The organism is Pantoea sp. T14 (assembly GCF_036663535.1).
GTDB classification, from domain to species: domain Bacteria; phylum Pseudomonadota; class Gammaproteobacteria; order Enterobacterales; family Enterobacteriaceae; genus Pantoea; species Pantoea phytostimulans.
This window is the reverse complement of sequence record NZ_JAWUEB010000026.1, coordinates 201,660-224,725: the sequence shown is the minus strand read 5'-3', so window position 1 is coordinate 224,725 and position 23,066 is coordinate 201,660. Positions and strand designations below refer to the sequence as shown.

The following is a 23,066-nucleotide window of genomic DNA, read 5'->3' as shown; positions in this document are numbered from 1 at the left end:
CCTATCATCATAAGATCTCCTGTCCAATCTCTTCTGATTTGGTATTCCCTTGCAAAATCCTGGCGTAGCAGTGATGCAGGCGATCAAGCGTACTGCGTGGTATCCCAAACGTCGCGCTTATCGCACGCTTTATTGGCGTGAGATCTCGCCATTAGCAGTGCCTATCTTTATCGAAAACCTCTGCGTCTTATTGATGGGCGTATTGAGCACCTTCCTGGTCAGCTGGCTGGGCAAAGAGGCGATGGCGGGCGTTGGCCTGGCTGACAGCTTCAACATGGTGATCATCTCCTTTTTTGCCGCTATCGATTTAGGCACTACGGTGGTGGTGGCCTTCAGCCTGGCGAAGCGTAACGGTAAACGCGCCCGAGCCGCGACGCGCCAATCTTTAGCGATGATGACCATGCTGGCGTTTGTGCTGGTGATCGCTATTGAGTTCTGGGGACATCTGATTATCGATCTCATTGCCGGTGCGGCCGATCCCAAGGTGAAAGCCTTGGCGCTGAGTTATTTGCAGATCTCGGCGTGGAGCTATCCTGCTGCGGCTATTACGTTAATCGGCAGCGGAGCGCTGCGCGGGGCAGGCAATACCAAAATTCCGATGCTGATTAACGGCGGCATGAATATCCTGAATATTGTCATCAGTAGCGTGCTGATTTACGGCTGTTTTTCCTGGGACGGGCTGGGCTTTGTCGGCGCGGGATTGGGCTTGACGATCACCCGTTACATTGGCGCTATCGCAGTGATTTACGTGCTGATGATCGGCTTTAACGCCTCGCTGAAAATCTCGCTGAAAAGCTATTTCCGCCGCTGGAACAGCAATATTTTGTTTGAGGTATTGAGCATCGGCGTACCCGCCAGTATCGAATCGGTGCTGTTCAATGGCGGTAAATTGTTGACGCAGGTGTTTGTCGCTGGCATGGGAACCAGCGAAATCGCCGGTAACTTTATCGCCTTCTCAATCGCTTCCTTGATCAACCTGCCGGGCAATGCACTCGGTTCCTCCTCAACGATTATTACCGGTACCCGGCTCGGAAAAAATCAGGTGTTCCAGGCGGAGCGGCAGGTCAGGCATGTGTTCTGGCTGGCAACGATCTGCCTTACCGGGATGGCGATGCTAACCGTGCCGCTGGCAGGGATTCTGGCGCGCTTCTACACCAGCGATCCAGAAGTGATTAATGTGACGCAGCATTTGATTTGGCTCAACGCCTTGTTCATGCCGATTTGGGCGGCGTCGTGGGTACTGCCAGCCGGGCTGAAAGGCGCACGCGACGCACGTTACACCATGTATGTTTCGATGTTCAGCATGTGGTGCGCCCGCGTGGTGGCCGGTTATCTGCTGGGAATCGTCCTTGGTATGGGCGTAGTGGGCGTTTGGCTTGGTATGTTCCTCGACTGGGCGGTGCGCGGCATTTTCTTCTGGTGGCGACTGAACAGCGGAAAATGGCTGAATAACTACCGCAAGATGGTGGCGAAAAACGGGTAATCCTCTTTCCCTCTCTTGCGTCATTGAGAGAGGGAAAAACACCTTGGCGCTCACCCCCTCACAATGCCAATTTTATTCGTAAAATTTCAGTCAGTTGCACAGTGCAGCGCGGCGATTCCCTGACTAGCGTTAACAGCGCTCCGCATCGACGGAGACAATAAAAATCGTATCCTACGCAATGAACAGGTGAATATATGGCAGGTATTAAACCGCTGCTGGCTTTGCTGCCACTGCTGTGCAGCGCCCCGTTGTGGGCGAGCACCTTCGTTTATGTCTCAAATGCCGACTCCGGCACCGTTTCGCGTTATCAACTCAATCAACACTCGGGCGCGCTTAAGTGGCTGGGTGATACGCCTGCAGGCAAAAAGATCATGCCGTTAGCCGCCAGTCCCGATGGCAAACACTTATACGGTGCGTTGCGCAGTCCACCCTATTCGATTGTGAGCTGGCGGGTGAATCGGCAAAACGGTGCCCTGGATAAGCAGGCGGTGACGCCGGTTGACGCCAGTTTCCCCTTTATCACCACCGATAAAACAGGCCGTTATCTGCTTGCCGCCTCTTACGATAGCGATATCGTGACCAGTAACCGCATCGATCCTCAAGGTATTGTCACCGCTAACGTGACGGGACGATTTCATACTGGGCCGCATGCCCATTCAGTCATACCCGATGCCAGCAACCATTCGCTTTACGTCGGTAATCTCGGCGCAGATCGGCTGCTGCAACTCACACTGAGCGATCAGGGCGGTATTACGCCAGTGGGTAAAGGGTACGTAGCGGGCGAGAAAAACAGTGGCGCGCGCCATTCGGTGATGTCGCCCGATAACCGCTTTGTTTACAACCTGGCGGAGATGAGCGGCACCGTGACGCAATATTCACGCGCGGCAGATGGCGCTCTGAAAGAAGTGCAGCGTTGGCCGAATGCGGTCGCCGAGAAATATGGCTTGCAGCACGGCGTACAACGCCCGGCAGGTTACAGCGATCCCACACCACGCATCTGGGCTGCTGACATTCAAATCACCCCCAATGGTCATTTCCTCTACGTTACTGAACGCACCTCCAGCACCGTCAGTGGTTATCGGGTTGACACATCATCCGGTGCATTAAGCTTGATCGGCAGTTGGCGCGTAGAAAAACAGCCACGCAGCATCGCTATTGATGCACAAAGCCAATGGCTGATTGCCAGCGGTGAAAAAAGCGCCGTGATTGGCAGTTATGCCATTCATCCTCAAAGTGGCGCGTTGCAGCGGGTCGCTGAAGCGCCAAGTGGCAAGGGCTCAAATTGGGTGACACTGATTTCACACTGAGTTGTTTTCACATCCGGTTTGTTGGCTTTACGTTTATTCGCCGGTGCTAAGTGCATCGGCTTTTTCTTAATAATTCCGCCGACCGGTTGGAAATAAGTAAAAGCTATTATTTCCCGCGGGTTGATCTGTGTCATTTTTTAATGGACATCGTCAATTAAATAACTCTCTTCATCTCGTTGCGACTCTGACTTAAATAGCGTTTCCGTTCGGTGATATTTATTCTCGCTTTCCTGTTTACTCAACAGTTATTTAGCCAGGAGAAAGAACGATATGGAAAAAAGCTTCGATAACGGCTCGCCGCTGTTTAGCGTACGGCAGCTTTCTGTGGCGCTTCCGGCGGGAATGGATCGGCAGTTTGCGGTGGAAAACCTCAGTTTCGACCTCGCAGCCGGTGAAATCCTGTGCATTATCGGCGAATCCGGCTCTGGCAAATCAGTCACTGCCCATGCGGCGATGGGATTGCTACCCCGCGCGTTGCAGATCACCAAGGGCGAAATTGTACTGCGCGGCCAGAATTTACTGACGCAAACGCCTGAAACCCTGCGTCAGTTACAGGGCCGCACGATTGCCATTATCTTTCAGGATCCGCTGTCCGCCTTGAATCCACTGATGACTATCGGGGCGCAAATTATAGAAGTGATGGAGTCACATAATGTGGGCGATGCGCCGTCGCGACGACAGAAAATGTTGTTGCTGTTAGACGAAGTGGGATTACCCGAACCCGAACGCATGCAGCATCAATATCCGTTTCGTTTGTCGGGTGGGCAACGCCAACGTGTGATGATCGCCATGGCATTGACGTTGGATCCGGATGTGTTGATTGCTGATGAACCGACTACCGCGCTGGATGTCACCACGCAAGCGCAAATCCTTAAGCTGATCCGCGAGTTACAGCAGCGTAAAGCGATGAGCGTGATGTTTATCACTCACGATTTTGGCGTGGTCGAAGAGATTGCCGATCGGGTGATTGTGATGGAAAAGGGCAAGATGGTGGAATCAGGCCCGGCACAGCGCGTTTTACGCCATCCGCAGCATCCCTATTCGCGCAAACTAATTGCAGCGGTACCGCGCTTACAGCAGCAGGCGCGGACACGCAATGCGCTTTCTCCGCAGGTGCTTGAAGTCAAAGCGCTGTGCAAAACTTATCGTAGCGACAGCGGTTGGTTTAGCCGTAGCCGGGAAGTGACCGCACTGAACAAGGTGAGTTTCAGCCTGAAAAAAGGCGAAACCTTAGGTATCGTCGGCGAATCGGGTTCGGGAAAATCTTCGCTGGGGCGCGTGCTGCTCAAGCTGTTGCCTGCCGACAGTGGTGAAGTGATCTTTGATGGACGTGACATTTTACCGATGAGCGAAAGCGCTTTTCGTCCACTGCGTCGCTGGATCCAAATGGTGTTTCAGGACCCGTTTGCTTCACTCAATCCCCGCCACACCATTGGCACCATTCTCTCGGCTGGCCCGCTGGCGTTGGGCGGCATGAGCCAGACAGAAGTTAAGCGCAAAGCGCAGCAGCTATTGAGCCTGGTGGGGCTGGAACCCAGCGCCTGGGAACGTTACCCGCATGAGTTTTCCGGTGGTCAACGCCAGCGTGTTGGCATTGCCCGTGCGCTGATGTTTGACCCGGTGTTGCTGGTGGCAGATGAGTCAGTTTCCGCGTTGGATGTCTCAATTCAGGCGCAGGTGCTGGCGTTGCTAAAAGAAGTGCAGGAAAAAACCCAGGTCGCGATGATTTTTATTACCCACGATCTGCGCGTTGCCAGCCAGGTGTGTGACGAAATTGCGGTGCTGTACAAAGGTGAGATTGTCGAACAGGGCACGCCACAGGCGGTTTTCCAGCAACCGAAACACGCTTATACCGCACAGCTGGTGGCGTCGATTCCAGGCGAAGCCTCGGCCATCGCACCTTAAGTGGAATCAGAAAAAGCTATGACGAAACAGGTTGTGATCGTCCACTAAGTCGCCAATACTGCAAACAGGTTGCAGTTGTATGAAAACGTCGCTAACCCTTTCTTCTTGATGGTTTTTTTAACCAGCGTGGAGGTCGACATGATGGCAGCAACAGCAGTTCCGGTTCATCCGCAAGACGTTAATCTCGGGGTGCTTGGCACCATGCTGAGTTACTGGGTGCGCAGCGTGAATATTGCCGTTTCGCGTGACCTCGATGAGCAGCTATCAGGGCTGGAGGTTGCTCGCGGTACGGGAAAAATCAGCACGTTACTGATTATCGATCATCATCCCGGCATTCGCCCTTCGCTGATTGCTGAAGTCATACAGCGCGACCGTTCCGCAATGGCGCGTTTGATTGACCAAATGGAGCAGCAGCAACTGCTCACACGCCAAACGGGTGAACAGGATCAGCGCTCCCAAGCGCTGTTTCTCACGCCACGAGGCGCCGCATTAGCACAACGTGTTCGCCAATTAACTCAGCAGCAGGAAGATCGCTTTTTCCGCCATTTAACGGCACAGGAAAAAAAGTCAACGATTAAACTGCTGAAGAAAATCATGCGTTATTCTCCCTGACTTTCCGCTTTATCACTGAATATCTCTCGCTACGTGGAAGGTTTAATTCTGCGTGGTAGCGCCAGCTTTTGTCTTTATTTTGGGTTCACCTGAGAAATTGGGCGAAATAACGTAGGGCAACCGCGAGTATTTATATGCCAGGTCCATTTGTTGTACCCGTTCATGGGGATGTGGAATGCCCGACAAAGGTGGATGTTGTGGTCATTGGCGGCGGTATTATTGGCTGCTCCACCGCACTGGAAATTGCTGAGCAGGGCATTAGCGTGGCGCTGTGTGAAAAAGGGGGCATTGGGCAAGAGCAATCGAGCCGAAACTGGGGCTGGGTGCGGCTTTCCCGTCGCGATCCGCGTGAAGTGCCGCTGATGGCAGCATCATTGCGTATTTGGCAAACCCTGAATCAGCGCGTCGGTGCAGAAACGGGCTATCGGCGCGCGGGCATTGTCTTTCACTGTGCCGACGATGAGGCTTTTCAGCAGCATCAACGCTGGACGCGTCATCTGGAAGGCTCAGAATTTAAAGCTGAAATGGTTGATCGTGCTGGCTTTGAACGTCTGTTTCCGGGGCAACGCTTAGCCGGTGTTGGGGCGTTATATACCCCAGATGATGGACGCGCCGAACCGCAAAAAGCAGCCCCGGCGATAGCTGAAGCCGCACGTAAGCAGGGCGCATCGATTCTGACGGAGTGCGCAGTGCGCGGCATTGATACTGCCGCCGGACGCGTCTGTGGCGTATTTACCGAGCGGGGGTACATCGCCTGTCAGCAAGTGGTGTTGGCAGGTGGTGCCTGGTCAAGCTTGTTTGCAGGTCGCCTCGATTTGCGTTTACCGCAGTTAAAGGTATTAAACAGCGTAGTGCGGACCGAACCGCTCGCGGGCGGCCCCGAGACGGCTGTATGGGCGCGGGATTTTGCGGTGCGCAAACGTCTGGATGGCGGTTACACCATCGCGTCCGGGCATGAAAGTCAGGTTGATATCGTGCCGAAAACCTTCCGCTTCGCCCGTGATTTTATTCCTGCGCTACGCCATGAATGGGGTTCGCTGCGTTTGCGCCTGGGTGGACGCTTCTTTGATGAACTGCGCATTCCCGATCGCTGGGAGATGGATGAACCCAGCCCGTTTGAATATTGCCGGGTACTCGATCTACCGCCGTCGAGAACCTTAACCGACAAGGTACTGGATCAGCTGCGTCAGCAACTTCCCGCCTTCGCTAATCTCAAAGTCGCTCAGCGTTGGGCGGGCTGCATTGACGTACTGCCCGACGCGATTCCGGTGATTTCTCCGGTTGAACGTTATCCCGGTTTGTATATGGCGACCGGCTTTTCCGGCCACGGTTTTGGAATTGGCCCGGCGGCGGGACGCCTGATGGCTGATCTGGTGTTGGGTCGCCAACCGGTGGTGGATCCCCGTGCATTCCGCTTTTCGCGTTTTAGTGACGGCTCAAAAATTGAAATTATCACCGGCTTTTGACTTGTCGGGCGAGACTGCCCGACGTTGCGTTCCCTGACCTGAGGAAAAAAGATGAGCGATAAGTTTGCGGATCACCTGCCCCCTATTTCGCGTCGGCAGGCATTGATTTATCTGGCATCGGGTACGGCGGCGCTGGCGATGCCTTCGCTGTTTGGCAGTAACATGGCACGTGCGGCGATGCCCGGCGCAGGTAAGGGTGGGCAAATGGTCGTGGGCTTTTCGCAGGAGCCGACAGTGTTTAACCCTTTAATGCCGCATATTGAGGTGGATGATGGCCTGCATTTTAGCCTGTTCGATCAGCTGATTGGTGTAGATGACAAAGGCAATTTGTTTCCTAAACTGGCGACAGAAGTGCCGACGCTGGGAAACGGTGGTATTAGCGCGGATGGCCTGAATTTCCATCTCAAACTGCGGGATAACGTGAAATGGCACGACGGTAAACCTTTCACCGCGGAGGACGTTAAATTCACGTTGGAGCTGCTGGTAGATGCCAACTTCCGCAGTTGGACGCGTACCGGGCATGAACTGGTGCGCGACATTAAGGTGGTGTCGCCAACCGAAATTACCTGGCGGATGGAGAAACCGTACTCGCCTTATACCTCTATTCTGGCCGCCACTTTTATTGTGCCTAAGCATGCTTTCGACGGCGAAGCCGATAAAAACACCGCCCCTTTTAACACGGCACCCATTGGTACCGGACCTTTTAAGTGGCAGCAGCGCGTGCCGGGCGATCACATTGAGCTGGTGGCAAACAAAAGCTATTTCCTCGATGGCCCGATGCTGGAACGGCTGATCTATAAATACATCCCCGATCTCAATGTGATGTATACCCAGTTCGCCTCCGGTGATATCGATGTGGTGGGCTTGCAGTGGATCACCGCCGATCACTATGACGAAGCGAAGAAGTTGCCCAATAAAGTGGTGGATGTGTTTCAAAGCGCCACCATTGAGAACTTTGCTTTCAACCTTGGCAAGCCGCAGTTTCAGGAGCTTGCCGTGCGCGAGGCGCTGTATTACGCCATCGACAAACAGACGATTATCGACGCGCTCTATTACGGTTTGCCGAAGCCGACCGAAACCTACATGCCGATGCAGTCATTTTATTTCAATCCCGACCTGCCGAAGCATGAATACAATCTCGATAAAGCCAAAAAGCTGCTCGATGATGCGGGCTGGAAACCGGGCGTGGGCGGTGTTCGCGAAAAGAATGGCGTACGGCTGTCGTTCAGTAATTCCACCACCGCGGGCAATCATCTGCGCGAACAGATGCAGCAATTTATCCAGCAAAGTTTTCAGGAAATTGGCGTGGAGATGAAAATTGCTAACCTGCCTCCGGCAGTGATGTGGGGCGACTTCTGGATGCTGTCAAAATATGACAGTGCGATTGTCGGACTGAACTATCTCACCGGTTCCGATCCCGATACCGCTAATTACATGCATTCAACGTCCATTCCCGTGCAGGGCGGTGCAGGGCAGAACGTGTTCCAGTATAAAAATCCAGAAGTGGATACCTTGCTGGTTCAGGGTGCAGCAGAGTTTTCGCCAGAAAAACGTAAGGCAACCTACCTGAAAATCCAGGCGCTGGTGCGTAAGGATATGCCGGTGTTAACGCTGTTTACCTTCGCTAACGTGCGCGGCTACAAGCAGGGCGCAGAGAACATTACGCCAAATATCAACGTGCGTATCGACAGTTGGAACGTGAACAGCTGGGGCTGGAAAGCCTAATGGGTTAGCGCGTTTTGCTTCACCTTAAGCCTCTTTTTCCGCTTAAGAGGCTTAAGGGCGGCGCAAACCAGTGGTACATCGCTCTGAGGAGAATGCGTATGGCAGCTTTTCTGTTGAGACGCGTGGGGCAGAGCCTCATTCTGCTGTTTTTGGTTTCGATCATTGGCTTTACGGCACTGAATTTGGCACCGGGTGGCCCACTCTCGCAATTTGCCTTAACGCCGGGTATGACGCAGGAAGCGATGCAGCGTATTGCTGAACAGATGGGACTCAATCGTCCTTTGCCGGTGCAATATTTTGACTGGTTAAGCCATCTGGTGCGCGGCGACTGGGGGCGTTCTTACCGCGACGGTGAACCGGTGTTGCGCATTATCTTCTCGCATCTGCCTGCCACGCTGTTGTTAATGGTGAGTTCAATGGTGCTGTCGATAACCATCGGTGCCTGGGCGGGGATCAAGAGCGCGACCCAGCGCAACAGTCTGTTTGATCAGGTTTCCACGCTCTCCTCAATGATCGCGCTGTCAATTCCCACTTTCTGGTTCGGTCTGGTGGCGATCTATTTCTTCTCGCTAAAGCTGCAATGGTTGCCCGCTGGCAATATGTACACGGTGGGCGATGGGTCGGTGCTGGATGTGTTGCGTCACTTGATCCTGCCGGTTTTGGTGCTGACCTTCGTGGATGTGGCGATCTGGAGCCGCTACATGCGTACCGCCACGCTGGAAGTGATTCATCAGGACTTCGTCAAAACAGCTCGCGCCAAAGGTGTGCCGCCGCGTCGGGTGCTGATGAAGCATGTGGTCGGTAACGCACTTTTACCGATGATCACGCTGGCGGGCATGCAGCTTCCTACGGTGCTGGGCGGTGCGTTAGTGGCAGAAACGGTATTCACCTGGCCTGGCATGGGACGGCTGTTCCTGGACAGTTTGGGGTACAGCGATTATCCGGTGGTGATGGGGCTGCTGATGTGTTCAGCCTTGTTGGTGTTAGTGGGCAATTTACTGGCTGACGTAATAACTGCGCTGGTCGATCCGCGCATTCGTCCAACCTGAGGTGAATATATGGCTTCTTCAGTATTAGCACCGCCAGTGATCAGAGTGCGCTGGTGGCACAACCGGACGCTGCAGCGTTTTATACAGCATCGCCTGGCTTGTGCCAGCCTGATCATCATCATTCTCATGGCGCTGGCCTGCGCCTTCGGCCCGCTGCTGCTGCCGTTTGACGATCTGTTTATTGATCTGCGCGCGCGCTTTGCGCCACCGATGACCGGTTATCACTGGTTGGGTACCGATCCGTTAGGCCGTGACGTGTTGGCTCGCTTATTAATGGCGGGACGTATTTCACTGCTGGTTGGTTTTTTCGCCATGGTACTTAGCATTATGCTGGGCACCGTTGTCGGCATTGTGGCGGGCTATTACGGCGGGCGGATGGGTGCGCTGTTAATGCGCATCGTAGATGCTTTTCTCGCTTTCCCAAGTGTCTTTTTGCTGCTGGCGCTGGCTGCGTTTATCAAACCCAGCCCGGCGATGATCACTGTGATTATCGCCGTAACCAGCTGGATGGAGGTGGCGCGTATTGTTGAGGCAGAAGTCCGCTCGCTGCGTGAAAGGGAATATATTCTAGCAGCCAGAATGCTTGGCTTATCTGGGCGATGGATTATGTTTCGCGAGCTGTTACCCAATGTCGTGGGGCCGATTATTGTCGCTGCCACATTGACGGTGGCACGCGCCATTCTGCTGGAGGCGTACATCAGTTTTCTCGGTTATGGCATTCAACCGCCGTTGCCAAGCTGGGGCAATATGCTCAACGGGGCACAGCAATATTTATTGCGTGCACCGTGGCTCGCTTTGGTTCCTGGCATTGCCATCACGCTTGCAGTGACCTGCTTCAACTTCATTGGCGACGGATTACGCGATGCGCTCGACAGCCGCAGTGATAAATCTTAGTGGCGCGGCTTAGTTGATTTTTGGTAAAGCAGCGCAGAAATTGGTGGTTCTGATCTGCGTTGAAAACCGGTTAACTCAAACCATCAACCCTTGAGGAGACGACAAAATGAAACACCTAAAAGCATGGTTTGAGGCCTGGCTGGCAGCCGATCGCTCAACCAACGCAGACGCCAGTGAATCGACCCTGGATAGTGAGCTTCTGTTCCCCATCAGCCAACTTTATGGGCTGGAGTATTATCCCTCCATTCACCGCTATCATGAAAAATAGCCGCTGTTGCTGCTTAACCTCTTACTTAACCATGTAAAGGCCCGCTTAGACCCGCGGGCCTTTTTTTGTCTATTTTGCTGCTGCGTTGCCACGTACTCTTTCAACACCGCTGCTTAACCTTTATCACAATGTATTGCGTGGCTGGATGGACGTTTAAGACGTTGCATCAGGTAGAGCAGGAGGGGTGTGCAGCGGCTGCGGTAAGAGGGCTGCTTTGTGGCAGCACCTTTTCATCAGGCTGTTTTAGGCACAAAAAAAAACAGACATCCGGGGATGTCTGTTTTCTCGAATTTGGCTCCTCTGACTGGACTCGAACCAGTGACATACGGATTAACAGTCCGCCGTTCTACCGACTGAACTACAGAGGAATCGTTGGAACGAGGCGAATATTAACGACGACGTCTGAGGGTGTCAACAGCAAAAAATACATTATCATTCAACTGGCTAGCTTTAGCACAAAGCGATCGCGATTTAAGCAGATTCTGATGCGTTTGCCGTCAGGCGGCTTAAGGGATCTTGTTGATAAAACTGGCGTAAGTGCTGATACATCGCTGGAAAACGTTCAGCTAACAGATCGGGTGCGGTGAAGAAATATTCGGATAGCACCGCAAAGCATTCAGCAGGATCGCTGGCGGCGTAGGGATCGATACTTGCCGCCTGTTCGCCGACCAGCTCAACTTCGCTTTCGATCTCTTCCATTGCCGCACGTAAATCCCTTTCCCACAGCGCGACTTCGCGCAGCGGCATCAGCGGAATACCGCTGGTGTAGCCGCTTCCACGAGCATCCAGTTTGTGCGCGACTTCGTGAATCACCAGGTTGTAGCCGGAGAGATCAAACGAATCCTGAATATCCTGCCAGTTCAACACCACCGGACCTTGCGTCCAGCTTTGTCCGGCATGCACCGCAGGAGCACTGTGTACCAGTCCCGCTTCATCCTGCCAGTTGTCATGCACGGAAAAGGGTTCGGGATAGATCAGCACGTCGTGAAAACCATCCAGCCAGTCCAGGCCTAACGTCAAAACGGGCAAACAGAACAGCAGGGCGATGCGCACGCTGCGTAACGCGTCGAGCTGTACGCCATCCAGCAGAACCAGTTTTTTCTGAGAGAGAAACCGCTGCGCTAACAGCACCAACGCTCGCTGTTCGTCATCGGTAAGAAGAGTAAAGATCGGTTGCGCCAAACCTTGCTGCCACGGCAGCTCGGCCAGAGCCGAATCAACATGCGTTTTCCAGGGCCAGGTAAACATCACAGCACTCGCTCAGAATCAGATGACCACGCTATCCTGACGTGCCAGACATAAAAATGCCAGCATCGAAACATCATGCTGGCAAGGTTTGTTTGGTGACAGGGACAAGGCACCTATTCAAACGGGTCGGACTCAAAATGTCTGTGATTCAACCCGCAAAGCGCGATGAATTAGCCTCTTTCAACGCGTTGAAATTCCACCACCCACACCCACGGATTCACTTCCCAACTGGTAGCACCATACTGCTTTTGCCACGCTTTACGGTAGGCTTCTTTGGGCGATTCTGAATTCATATTCATGGTGAAGAAGTTATTGAGGAAGTGGGAATCGGTCTGCACCCCTTCCGCCATGATGTCATCTTCACTAATATCCTGGATCTTTTCGGCACGTACGCCCGTGATCTGCAGATTGATACGGCTCGCCCAACGCGGCATGTGGATGGCGGTTTGCCAGCCAAACTGCTCGCCTTCAGTGTCGTTCATCGAATGATGGCCTAATTCATTGCTGTCGGCACGATACTGGCAAAATTCGGGCAGGCGGAACGGCGTAGGATCGCGCTCATACTCCGCCAGGGCGCTTTCAGGCACAATCGGCCCACGCCAGGTTTCTCGCACCCATAAAATATCACCCGGTTTGCCATAAGGGCATTGATAGCTGATGTCTGTCATCGCCATCATTTTGTAACCATGCAAATGGTTTGCACTGACATCAAAGGCGTGTACACCTTCATGGTTATCTTGTCCTGGACCGAACGCCTGCGTTTTCATAATGCGCCGGGTTTGCGTCTGCTGACCAACCAACAAGGCTCGAACACGCTGCTCGGAAAAAAGAATCGGCCGTTCTTTCATTGAGTACCTCTTTTTATTAGTAGAACCCGGTTACTGCGGTAAGCATTTTTCGCTGAATGCGCTCTAGCATAGAGCGTATATATCATTTTGCTTAATAATTTGTCGCCTTATTATCAGGCGGCTGCTGCGTATTTTGGTCTTAAAAAAGAGCAAAATGCAAAATTCGAACCAAACCCGCCAGAATAATTTGAGTTAGGCGGCTAATTGCCCAGATACAGTACGTTATAACGGCAAAAATGGGAACCTTTTCAGATTTGTTAACCTGTCCGAATAGCCTGTTTCCGTGATAGCGCGCAGCGACGAGCGCCAGCCTGAATTTGGCAGAAAAAAGCATTAATGTTGTAAACCATTACCGATCTTAAACTGATTCATTTAACTACAATCACTTAAGGAAATGCTTAAAAGAGGATGATTTGCGGTTATTAACGGCGAGAAATGCTATATAAATGATCGAGATCCCACTTTCCTGCCTGAAATCTCCGGCAGCGCCGCTCTTTTCCACAGCACTGTAAAAAAAGTGTCATTAGCCAGTCGTTATGATGGCCTGCCGTTCGCGACGCCTCTTTTTTCCGGGGTCGCGCATAAAACACTACAGGGAGATGGATTATGTCACTCACTCTTTGGCAATCCCGCTTTGAAAGCTGGTTTCAACTCAATTGGGTTCATGACGATAAGGCTCACGATATTGCGCATTTACGTCGCGTATGGATGAGTGCGCAACGGATCATGGCGGACAGCGAAGCCAATCCGCTGGTGGTATTGACCGCCTGTTATTTCCATGATGTGGTGAATCTGGCTAAAAACCATCCTGAGCGGCATCTGGCTTCCACCTATGCAGCGAGCGAAACGCAGCGGATTTTACAGCAGGAATTTATCGATTTTCCTGCTGAGTTGATCGATGCCGTGGCACACGCGGTAAAAGCGCACAGCTTTAGCGCGGCCATTATGCCGGAGACACTTGAAGCAAAAATTGTGCAGGATGCTGACCGACTGGAATCATTAGGGGCTATTGGGCTGGCGCGCGTGTTTTATACCGCCGGTGCCCTTAACCGTCCGTTGTTTGACAGCGAGGATCCGCTGGGAAAAGAGCGTGAGCTAAATGATGTGCACTGGACGCTTGATCACTTCCAGAAAAAACTGCTGCGCCTGCCGGAGACTATGCACACCGCGACGGGTAGGGCAATGGCGGAGCATAACGCCGATTTCCTGGTGCGCTACATGGCAAAGCTGTGTGCGGAATTACAGGGCAATTTAGTCAGTATGGATGAGTCCGTATTACGCGATTTCACGCCTTTGCGCGCGTAATATTAAATTTTTGTGACAGTCTGTTAATCGAAACGGTCATCCGGTAGCGTGATAGCCAGAACAATAAGGAGTACCACGATGACCGAAACTGTTAATTTAACGATAAAAATCGATCCTGCGCTAAAAGAACACCTCAAACAGCTGGCGCTTGAAAACGAAATCTCAATGAGCCAAGAGATTGTTCAGCGACTTCAGACCAGCCTGCAAACTCAGCAACATCCTGCGGTGGATAATCAGGATCTTGTTGAAGATGTTCCCAGCCCGCTGACATCAGCGGAGGTCAAACAACTTCGTACACTGTTGAAAAAGCAGACCAAGAAGAAGAAGTGAAAAAACCATAATGAAAAACCCGTCAATTGACGGGTTTTTTTTGTCCTTCATCAAGCTGCGAGCACACCCGCGAAAAGGGAGAGGCGCGTTTAGCTTTTTAGACTGCGGATATGCGGTAACAACAACTGGGCGACGGCGGCAAAAACCGGAACCACTACCGAATTGCCAAACTGCTTGTAAGCCTGGGTATCAGAGACGGGAATACGGAAGGGTTCGCTGCCAGGTACGTCAAAACCCATCAGGCGTGCGCATTCACGTGGCGACAAACGACGCGGACGACGCGCCATGTTCGCAACATTTTGAAAATCCGCTTCCCCGACCACGCTATCCCAGCCGCGATCGATAAGAATTTCAGATCCATCCTTGTAATAGCGCGCCGACAGCGTTCGCACGCAGCAGTGAATATTACGCGGGTCGTTGAGGCCAAAACCAAAACCGTTGCCTTTGGCTTTATGCTTTTTTGCGTAGTTATAGAGATAACGCCAGAGATGTGGAGAAAGGGTATATTTCTCTTCTGGTTCGCTCTCCAGCAGGCTTTGCAGGCTGGGTACTTCAGCTGGAAAATGCTGGCGAATATCACGCAACGTAAAGGCGCGGCTGCCGGCAATATCACGACGAATACCCACCAGAACGATACGTTCACGATGCTGTGGCAGGAAGTGACGCGCATCAATGATTTTGGCATCAGGCGCATTGGCGTCTGCATCGGCTACGTCGTAACCCAGCTCATCCAGCGTCTCCATAATGATGGCGAAAGTGCGGCCTTTATCATGACTTTTCAGGTTTTTGACGTTTTCCAGTACGAAAAACGGCGGTTTTTTAGCAGCCAGAATGCGCGCTACATCGAAAAAAAGCGTGCCCTGAACCTGACACTCAAAACCATGCGCACGACCCAACGCATTTTTTTTGCTGACGCCTGCGAGTGAAAAAGGCTGACAAGGAAAACCCGCCAGTAGAACCTGATGATCGGGGATTGTCGCGTCGATATGCTGATAAACCGCTTCATCACCTGACACATCGGCAGGTTGCGTAACCTGACGAATATCGCTGTTAAAGGTGTGCTCTTGCGGATCGCTGTAATGATTGGCTTTGTAAGTACGAACCGCTTCTTTATTCCATTCGCTGGTGAAAACACATTTGCCGCCAATCGCTTCAAATCCACGACGAATGCCGCCAATGCCGGCAAACAAATCGACGAAACGAAACTCTGGCGCATCATAATGTGCCGGACGCGTGGGCAGCAGATTTTGCAGTAATAATACTTCCTGCGCAGAGAGCGTTGGCAGCGCTGTTTTGCCCTGACGAATGCGATTAAGCAGTTGAGGTGTCCAGTCCTGATAACCCGCATCATGCAGGCGCATGACAATATCGCGTACCGAATAGATCGCCAGCACGTGGGTTAACAGGGTCATTTCATCAGATGGCGAAGCGGGGGAGAGACGTGGTTCAGCGGTCGCGGCGGCGTGCATGCGTTTATCCTTAACAGTGAAGCGCCTATGCTAACACTCCTTACGCGCCGAAGAAATTGGCGGGACGTGCCCGCCAGTGAGATCAGGCTTTTAACTTTCTCATTTCGATACCAAAAATCTGCCCGTTGATGCGTACTTTAAGGCAGCTGGTCGCTTCATCAAACTCAGCCACTTTGCCACTGGTGCCGTGAATAATCAGCTCTTTGTTATTGTTATAGCCAAAGCCGACGCTTTTATTGCCGGTCCAGTGTTGCTCAAAGCAGATCACTGGCGTGGCATCCAACTCAGCACTTTTTTCCGGCTCACATTTCGTGAAGCTTTTGCGGAACAGAAAATGCACGCCGGCTTGATAACGATCCACGCCGTTGGTTTCTAATAACGCGATGCTTTGGCCGGTATATTGGCCGATCTTCACATAGATTTTGCAGGCTGAGCTTCCACCTTCAATGTGTACCTGAATAACCGGGGAAGAGCCTTCGCCGTGCCAGGTGGCGTAAGGTCCGCCGCTGGTGGCCTGAATCGCAATATATGCTGCGCCCTGCGCGGTTCTCTGCGAATAATCATTTTGTGTTTCCCCGACGGTACTGTATCCACCGGAGCCCACAATTTTAATATTGAGCTGATTAGATTCGGTGGGAAAAGCGACCTCGCCCAAATAAAACCAGACGTCCTTATTGGTGCGGTTATCCATGCGATGTTGAGAGGTAACGTAGTCATAATTTAGCGAACCATTCAGGATCATCCCCCAGTTCGCCATCTCCACGTTGCCCTCTTCATATTCCGACAGCCAGCGCTCGCCCTCCGGTGTGAAATCGACTTTACTTCCGCTTTGTAGATTTTTCTGCGTCATGATAATACGGGCGTAAGCGAGTTTTAACGGGTTGGCACAATCCTCCAGATTGAAGGTCTCAATGATCCACTGACCGTTCGAGAGATCGCCGGGAAATTCTGTGTGTTCGATCCAGCCGTTACGAATAATGGATTGCGTACAGCGCGGAATATCTAAAGCAGGAAACAAGGTGTTGTGCTGGATATTAAAGTTGGCCAGCTCAATCGCCGTTGAATGATCCCATACGCCTTGCGCTTGACCTGACCAGCGTGCATAGACAATGGAATTTTGACAATAGCGGCCATAAAATTGATCGAATTTGCAGTCAAGGGTATCGATAATATCCAGTGCACGTCCGCCGAGGTAGCGGAATTCTACGCAGCTCAAACGTAAAAACTGGCCACCGGGAATAATATTTTTAAAGAAGCCTTTGGTATTGGCAACCGTACTGCCGTCACCCTTGCTTTGGCCTTTAACAACGAAGCCTGATATCTCCACATAGCGCGCTTTTACTGAGAACATCACTTCGTTATTTTTCTGATCGGAAAGCAGCGTTGTTGAGGCAAAAAAGCCAAAGTTAACCGGTGCGCCAGAGATTTTAAATCGGGCAATCTCTTTTGAGGAAATATCAAACTTCGACAGCAAAAATACGCCAGCGGTAAAACGAATGCCGGTTGCAGGATTATTTTTCTGCGACCAGTCAAACATACGCGTTACCGCTTCAAGACAATCGACTTTACCGTCTGGGACGGCACCAAAATCGATAACCGTCACATTGTTATAATCCAGAACGACTCGCTTCCAGCGCGCTTTTTCCGGCGTGACGATGTTCAGGCCAAAATCTTCTGCAGTGGTTTTATCTGCAGCATCGTAAACAAAAAGGCCACCGCCCCTGTTTGTGTCGGTGTTGTATTCCAATACTGAGGCAAGTTCTCCCGGCTGAGTCGGCTCGGTGCTGCGTAACTCAGCGATGTTTTTTAATTGCGTAATGCCCGCCCCATTACTGCTATTTAGGCTCGCCAACTCCACTATAATTTTGCCGAAATCAATGCTTTTACCGCTTTTATCTAAAACGGTGAGCGAGTTACTGTTATCAGCGCTAACGGTGACGTCATCTGATTTATTCGTCATGGTGCTTTCCTTAATAAATGGTCAAGAAGAGTTAAAGTCTTTTTTAGTATAAGTCCTTGAAAAATAATATTTATGCGCGTGCCGCCGTTAACCGGAGTAAAATATGTAGTCTTATTTTTAATCAGCGGTAACGGATTGAATTGTGGCGATAAGCGAAGCGGAAGATTTACGCTTTACAGATTTTTCGCAGCACTCTTTTATGCATCGTTGGACCGAAAATAGGGCCAAAAAAGGATTTACAGACAGGAGATTGTGCAGCATGGCAGCATTGTCAGGTTGAGAACCCTTGTCAGTGGCTTATTAATAGCGTCGCCGGATTGACGCTAACACTGTCGATTTTCGTGGCTCAGGCTAAAGTTGAAAGACCAGTCAAAAAGGAGACGCCATGGCCGACGTTCACTCTAGCGAGATACGCAGCAAAAACATGCGGGCTATCCGCCAGCAGGACACCGCGATTGAGCAGCGCATTGCGCTCTTACTCAAAGATCGGGGGTTTACTTACCGCGTACAGGACAAAAACTTACCGGGACGTCCCGATTTCGTTCTGCTGGAGCAGCAGGCGATCATCTTCGTCCATGGCTGTTTTTGGCATCGTCATCATTGCTATCTGTTTAAAATTCCGGCCACCCGCACCGAATTCTGGATCGGTAAGATCAACAGCAACGTAGAGCGTGACCAGCGCTATGTTAAGCAACTGCAGGAAAATGGCTGGAAGGTTCTGATTATCTGGGAATGTGCACTGCGCGGAAAGCTGCGTCTCAGCGATGAAGATTTGCAGGAAAGGCTGGAAGAGTGGCTGCTGGTGATGAAGGAGAACGCTGAGATTGATCATCAGGGAATTCACCATTACCGTGCCCCCTGAACTTGCAGCCTTGCCAATCAGCAACATAATTGGTTAGATCTCTGCTTTCTCCGTGAAGGATCCTGTAATGAGCAGCATTAAACTGACCGTTAAACGCCTTTATCAGATCCGTGATGAGCGCATGGTAAACACCAAAGCGACAGCGCGAATTTATGTGGGCGATACGCTTATCGCCACGGAGGAAGTGACAGGGTTAACTGAGAGTCCTGTAAGTAAGTATCTGCATGCACAGACGAAAGCGGGAGAAGCGGTGCGTGTGGAATGGGATTGTGAGGGCATCGCCGAGATGTCAGTTGCCGAAATTGAGCGCTGCCCATGTTGTCAGCATAACGAACCGGAATAGAACCGGCATAAGGATCGCATTTTGGCAGGAACGAGTTTACTGACTTTATTAGATGATATTGCAACACTTCTGGATGATATTTCCGTCATGGGAAAAGTGGCGGCCAAAAAAACGGCAGGCGTTTTAGGTGATGATTTATCGCTTAACGCTCAGCAAGTGACGGGAGTTAAAGCCAATCGCGAGCTGCCGGTTGTGTGGGGCGTTGCTAAAGGATCATTTCTTAATAAGTTGATTTTAGTGCCGCTGGCACTGGTGATCTCAGCGTTTGCCCCTTGGCTGATTACGCCACTTTTGATGATTGGCGGTGCCTACCTTTGCTACGAAGGCGTAGAAAAGGTTATGCACAGTTTGCAACATGATAAACAGCAAAAGTCACCGGAAGCGCGACAGGAGCGTTTGGACAAACTGACCAAGCAGGATCCGCAAGCGTTCGAAAAAAAGAAAATAAAAGGGGCGATACGCACGGATTTTATTTTGTCTGCGGAAATTGTCGCTATCACGTTGGGCATTGTCTCCGAAGCACCATTAATGAATCAGGTCATCATCCTGGCCGGCATCGCCATTCTCGTTACTGTTGGGGTGTATGGCATCGTCGCGGCTATCGTGAAAATCGATGATTTAGGTTTCTGGCTGCGAGAAAAGCCTTCGCGCATGGCGCAGGGAGTTGGCAGCTTTTTGCTGGCGACCGCGCCCTGGTTAATGAAGATTTTATCGGTCGTTGGCACTATTGCCATGTTTTTAGTGGGCGGCGGCATTGTGGTGCATGGCATCACGCCGCTGCATCATTTTATTGAAGAAGCCACTGCTGGATTTGGCGGCCTGATTTCAAGCTTATTAAGCAACGGTGCCAATTTGGTACTCGGTTTTATCATTGGGTCGATCGTGCTGTTAGGCGTAAATCTGATTGCAAAAATGCGTGGGAAATCGGTATAAAGCGCGCTGAAATTGCGTAACGGGAGCAAAAAAATGAGCGATGACATGTTTGAATTTGATATTGATGCACAGCTTGAGCAGGCTGAAGCGAAAGCAGAGAAGAAGGCCAACGAAGTGCCTGACGATCTCGGCGATGAAGCAGATTGCGAAGGCTGCAAAATCTAATTCTTGTTAAAGAGTTTCTTTAAAAGCGGATAACAAATGTTATCCGCTTTTTTTATTTTCAACATATCCATCTGCTTAATTCTGAATTCGCCATTTTTATGTGTGCCTTAACAGGCAAGAACCCTTTTCGCCTGCTATAAAGAAAACTGTTCATTAAAAAGTCAAACGGAGGGCGCAACATGGTTTTTGCAATCAGTGAAGAAGTTCAGCATAAGGAAGGCGGGCAAACGATGGTTGTCACCGGTTATGCCAGCGGTATGGTCGAGTGTCGTTGGTATGACGGCTACGCGGTGAGAAGAGAAGCTTTCCGTTCTGATGAGCTGAGTCATTCAACACCGTCACAACAGTTGGCAAGTTGATGCGTTTTTTATCCGCCGCTTCCCTGCGGCGGGTGTCTTAGCCTTAACAATCTCATCCCGTTTTAGATTTCACCCTCTAGCCCTATCACACGTTACCTTCGTTATCCTCTTCCACGGCCTGATAAATACGCTGTAGGATGTCAGGGAATGCAGACTGCACACGACTCCAGCTTGGAATAAACGGCTTGTCATTAGGGCGTTCTATGAAGGCCTGTCCCGCTTCAAGAATTGACTGTGTAAACATCTCAACGGCCGCTTCTTCAACATGCTGTTCAAACTTCAGACCATTCATCGTCGCTTCGTGATTGTAGATTTCCATCATATCGAGCGCGTTACGGTAATAGGTGGCTTTCAGCACGCGGAAAGAATCACTGGTAAGCGGCACGCCCATGGTGGCGAGTTTACGTAGCAGCGACTGTACGATATCGCTGCTCATACGTTTCAGTCCGCCCGTGCCATCTTCTTCCGCCAGCGGCTGGTGTTTGTGATCGTAGTTGTCGGCTATTTCGACCTGACACGTTTGTCGCGTGGTGTAATTACGAAATATTTCCGACAGCACGCCAATTTCCAGACCCCAGTCACCCGGAATTTTTATGCCGTTCAGCACGTGTGTACGCATGGCAAACTCACCCGATAATGGGTAACGAAAACTGGAAAGGTAATCGAGATAGTCAGAATGGCCGTACACTTTTTGCAGCGAACGCAGCAGTGGGCCAACCAGTAAACGCCCAACACGACCATTTAGTTTGCCATCTGCCACGCGCGCATAGAAACCTTTGCAAAACTCATACTGGAACGACGGGTTCGCCAGCGGATAAAGCAGGCGCGCCAGCATGCCGCGTTCATAGGTGACGATATCGCAGTCATGGAGCGCCACACAGCTGGTGCGGTCAGAAGCCAGCGTATAGCCGGTACAAAACCAGACGTTGCGGCCTTTGCCGGGCTGGCTGGGCGACAAGCCCTCTTTGTCTAATTCTGCATCTATCGCTTTCAAACGCGGGCCATCGTTCCATAAAATTCGATGGCGCTGTGGCAAACGCGAGAAGAATTCGCGGGCATGTAAAAACTGCTCGCGGTCAGCGCGATCAAGACCGATGACGATCTCATTGAGATAAGGTACCTGGGCTAGTTCATCAACAATATTGCTCAGTGCCGGGCCTTCCAGCTCAGAAAACAGTGACGGCAGAATTAAGCCCATTTTGCGCTTACGGGCAAAGCGTACCATCTCTTTTTCAAGCGACTCCACGCTGCGGTGGGTGAGGTTATGGAAGTTAGTGACGACGCCATTCTGATAAAAATCACTCATCGCATTATCCTTATGGTATGCAGCGGCTGCCGCAAATTGAGGCTAAGTAAGAAAATAGTCCAGACCTTCGCACCAGCCTTCGGGGCCATAGTGCGCGGTGTGATAGATATGTTTGAGATCTTGTCGTGTCAGGCGCACCGGCGTTTTACTGTAGCCTTTGATCACCACCGCGTAGTCGACGGCATCCAGCATGGGTGCATCGTTTGGGCCATCACCCAACCCAATAGTGACCCGAGGTTCACCTGACTGCTGGCTAAGTAACCAGCGTAGCGCTTCACCTTTCCCGCTGCCCGCCGGCATCACGTGCCAAAAGCGACCGCCCTGCGTTAATGTCAGATTGTGTTGCGTGAGTTCGCTGTGAAAGGAAGCAAAAGCTTCTACGCTGTCACGCCAGACCAGCACCTCTGACGCGTCGCGCTGGCGCGATAGTGCGGCGTCAGCCTCGCTGAGTCCTGTCATCGCCGAGACTTCCCGATCGGTAAAATTATGAAATCCAGTGAAGCGATAACGACTTTGTAGCAGCGATAAACGGTGGCACAGCGTTTCATAGTCTGCGCTGTCAGCGGGCAGGCGGATCCGTTCTGAAGGATCAAGTTGGATCAGCGCACCGTTTTCAGCAATGAACGGTGCGCCCGTAATACCGAGTTTCTTTTGCAACGGCAGAATTTCCGCTGCGGTTTTACTGGAGCAGATCACCAAAGGAATTTGGTGTTGTTGCAACTGCTCAAGCCATTCCTCAGCGGGATCCCATCTATAGCTGTGATGGTCGAGCAGGGAACCGTCTAGATCGGTCACAATCATCAATGGTTGTTGAAGCGTAGGCATCGTAAGGCTCCTTTCATCACATTCAACGCCCCGTCATTCTTCACGCTGCAGGTGCGTTATCTACATTACTCGACACGTTTGTGCGTCAGCGAAATGCAGGTCAAACCGATTTCGCCTACTGTGTCATTCGTTTGCCGCCTCGCTGCAACGCAAATTATTCAGGGTATAAAGCAACGATTTTTCAATATTATAGTTGAATCTTAGTTGCACTTTCGCCGAACACTCACCTTCTGAATAACTAGGAATAATCTTAAAACGTAACGGCGTTTACGGGTATGTTGCACGTTTCTTGCGCGCTCTAGCGCTTGGTACACAAGGTGTTTTCGGTAACAGTGACATCAAAATAGCGGTTTGTGTGGCAGGTTTGTGCAGGGTTAAGACTTGTCTTAAGTCAGGAGAGGCGT

22 protein-coding genes and 1 tRNA gene are annotated in these 23,066 nt (G+C 51.4%); 16 read left to right on the top strand and 7 right to left on the bottom strand.

The window, feature by feature from the left end:
* The first annotated feature begins 73 nt into the window (after positions 1–73).
* The 9 genes from SC127_RS16220 to SC127_RS16180 all read left to right on the top strand — a co-directional run bounded on the left by SC127_RS16220 (position 74) and on the right by SC127_RS16180 (position 10,709).
* Complete coding sequence (locus tag SC127_RS16220; RefSeq protein WP_243077666.1) at positions 74–1,483, top strand: EmmdR/YeeO family multidrug/toxin efflux MATE transporter; 1,410 nt, start codon at positions 74–76, stop codon at positions 1,481–1,483.
* 194 nt (positions 1,484–1,677) lie between these two features.
* Positions 1,678–2,790, top strand: a complete 1,113-nt coding sequence (locus tag SC127_RS16215; RefSeq protein WP_332627126.1) for a lactonase family protein — start codon at positions 1,678–1,680, stop codon at positions 2,788–2,790.
* 270 nt (positions 2,791–3,060) lie between these two features.
* Complete coding sequence (locus SC127_RS16210) at positions 3,061–4,695, top strand: ABC transporter ATP-binding protein (RefSeq protein ID WP_332627125.1); 1,635 nt, start codon at positions 3,061–3,063, stop codon at positions 4,693–4,695.
* 138 nt (positions 4,696–4,833) lie between these two features.
* Positions 4,834–5,307: a MarR family winged helix-turn-helix transcriptional regulator gene (locus SC127_RS16205; protein WP_243077669.1), complete on the top strand. Its 474-nt coding sequence runs from the start codon at positions 4,834–4,836 to the stop codon at positions 5,305–5,307.
* 134 nt (positions 5,308–5,441) lie between these two features.
* Positions 5,442–6,773, top strand: coding sequence for an NAD(P)/FAD-dependent oxidoreductase (locus SC127_RS16200; protein WP_332627124.1), 1,332 nt, complete (start codon positions 5,442–5,444; stop codon positions 6,771–6,773).
* A 51-nt stretch (positions 6,774–6,824) separates the two neighbouring features.
* Entirely contained in the window at positions 6,825–8,498 is a 1,674-nt protein-coding gene (locus tag SC127_RS16195; protein ID WP_332627123.1) for a peptide ABC transporter substrate-binding protein, read from the top strand.
* A gap of 98 nt (positions 8,499–8,596) precedes the next feature.
* Positions 8,597–9,547: an ABC transporter permease gene (locus tag SC127_RS16190; RefSeq protein ID WP_215846514.1), complete on the top strand. Its 951-nt coding sequence runs from the start codon at positions 8,597–8,599 to the stop codon at positions 9,545–9,547.
* A gap of 9 nt (positions 9,548–9,556) precedes the next feature.
* Entirely contained in the window at positions 9,557–10,441 is an 885-nt protein-coding gene (locus SC127_RS16185) for an ABC transporter permease (protein ID WP_332627122.1), read from the top strand.
* Between the two features lie 106 nt (positions 10,442–10,547).
* Positions 10,548–10,709, top strand: a complete 162-nt coding sequence (locus SC127_RS16180) for a hypothetical protein (RefSeq protein ID WP_215846517.1) — start codon at positions 10,548–10,550, stop codon at positions 10,707–10,709.
* 292 nt (positions 10,710–11,001) lie between these two features.
* Here the strand turns inward: SC127_RS16180 and SC127_RS16175 are convergent.
* From SC127_RS16175 to SC127_RS16165, 3 genes are all read right to left on the bottom strand, one after another.
* Positions 11,002–11,077: transfer RNA gene (locus tag SC127_RS16175), tRNA-Asn, on the bottom strand.
* Between the two features lie 103 nt (positions 11,078–11,180).
* Positions 11,181–11,957 (bottom strand): DgsA anti-repressor MtfA, encoded by a 777-nt coding sequence (gene mtfA, locus SC127_RS16170; RefSeq protein WP_332627121.1) that lies wholly within the window; start codon positions 11,955–11,957, stop codon positions 11,181–11,183.
* Between the two features lie 170 nt (positions 11,958–12,127).
* Complete coding sequence (locus tag SC127_RS16165) at positions 12,128–12,805, bottom strand: hypothetical protein (protein ID WP_215846519.1); 678 nt, start codon at positions 12,803–12,805, stop codon at positions 12,128–12,130.
* Between the two features lie 606 nt (positions 12,806–13,411).
* Here SC127_RS16165 and SC127_RS16160 point away from each other — a divergent pair.
* Both SC127_RS16160 and SC127_RS16155 read left to right on the top strand, forming a co-directional pair.
* Positions 13,412–14,110, top strand: a complete 699-nt coding sequence (locus tag SC127_RS16160) for a phosphohydrolase (RefSeq protein ID WP_215846520.1) — start codon at positions 13,412–13,414, stop codon at positions 14,108–14,110.
* 78 nt (positions 14,111–14,188) lie between these two features.
* Complete coding sequence (locus SC127_RS16155) at positions 14,189–14,440, top strand: hypothetical protein (RefSeq protein WP_243077674.1); 252 nt, start codon at positions 14,189–14,191, stop codon at positions 14,438–14,440.
* 89 nt (positions 14,441–14,529) lie between these two features.
* On the opposite strand, the gene dcm is transcribed toward SC127_RS16155, so the two are convergent.
* A complete protein-coding gene (gene dcm, locus SC127_RS16150) occupies positions 14,530–15,909 on the bottom strand; it encodes a DNA (cytosine-5-)-methyltransferase (protein WP_332627120.1) in 1,380 nt (459 codons plus the stop codon).
* 82 nt (positions 15,910–15,991) lie between these two features.
* Positions 15,992–17,869, bottom strand: coding sequence for a hypothetical protein (locus SC127_RS16145; RefSeq protein WP_332627119.1), 1,878 nt, complete (start codon positions 17,867–17,869; stop codon positions 15,992–15,994).
* 385 nt (positions 17,870–18,254) lie between these two features.
* Here SC127_RS16145 and SC127_RS16140 point away from each other — a divergent pair, with 385 nt between their 5' ends.
* From SC127_RS16140 to SC127_RS16120, 5 genes are all read left to right on the top strand, one after another.
* On the top strand, positions 18,255–18,731 hold the full coding sequence (locus tag SC127_RS16140; protein ID WP_243077676.1) for a very short patch repair endonuclease: 477 nt from the start codon (positions 18,255–18,257) through the stop codon (positions 18,729–18,731).
* 67 nt (positions 18,732–18,798) lie between these two features.
* A complete protein-coding gene (locus tag SC127_RS16135) occupies positions 18,799–19,074 on the top strand; it encodes a hypothetical protein (protein ID WP_215846524.1) in 276 nt (91 codons plus the stop codon).
* 21 nt (positions 19,075–19,095) lie between these two features.
* Positions 19,096–20,007, top strand: coding sequence for a DUF808 domain-containing protein (locus SC127_RS16130; protein WP_332627118.1), 912 nt, complete (start codon positions 19,096–19,098; stop codon positions 20,005–20,007).
* A gap of 33 nt (positions 20,008–20,040) precedes the next feature.
* Positions 20,041–20,172: a hypothetical protein gene (locus tag SC127_RS16125; RefSeq protein ID WP_256449269.1), complete on the top strand. Its 132-nt coding sequence runs from the start codon at positions 20,041–20,043 to the stop codon at positions 20,170–20,172.
* A 179-nt stretch (positions 20,173–20,351) separates the two neighbouring features.
* Positions 20,352–20,531, top strand: a complete 180-nt coding sequence (locus SC127_RS16120) for a YodC family protein (RefSeq protein WP_215846525.1) — start codon at positions 20,352–20,354, stop codon at positions 20,529–20,531.
* 85 nt (positions 20,532–20,616) lie between these two features.
* On the opposite strand, the gene SC127_RS16115 is transcribed toward SC127_RS16120, so the two are convergent.
* Entirely contained in the window at positions 20,617–21,837 is a 1,221-nt protein-coding gene (locus SC127_RS16115) for a glycosyl transferase (protein WP_215846526.1), read from the bottom strand.
* A gap of 42 nt (positions 21,838–21,879) precedes the next feature.
* Entirely contained in the window at positions 21,880–22,662 is a 783-nt protein-coding gene (locus SC127_RS16110; protein WP_332627117.1) for a mannosyl-3-phosphoglycerate phosphatase-related protein, read from the bottom strand.
* Positions 22,663–23,066 lie beyond the last annotated feature (404 nt).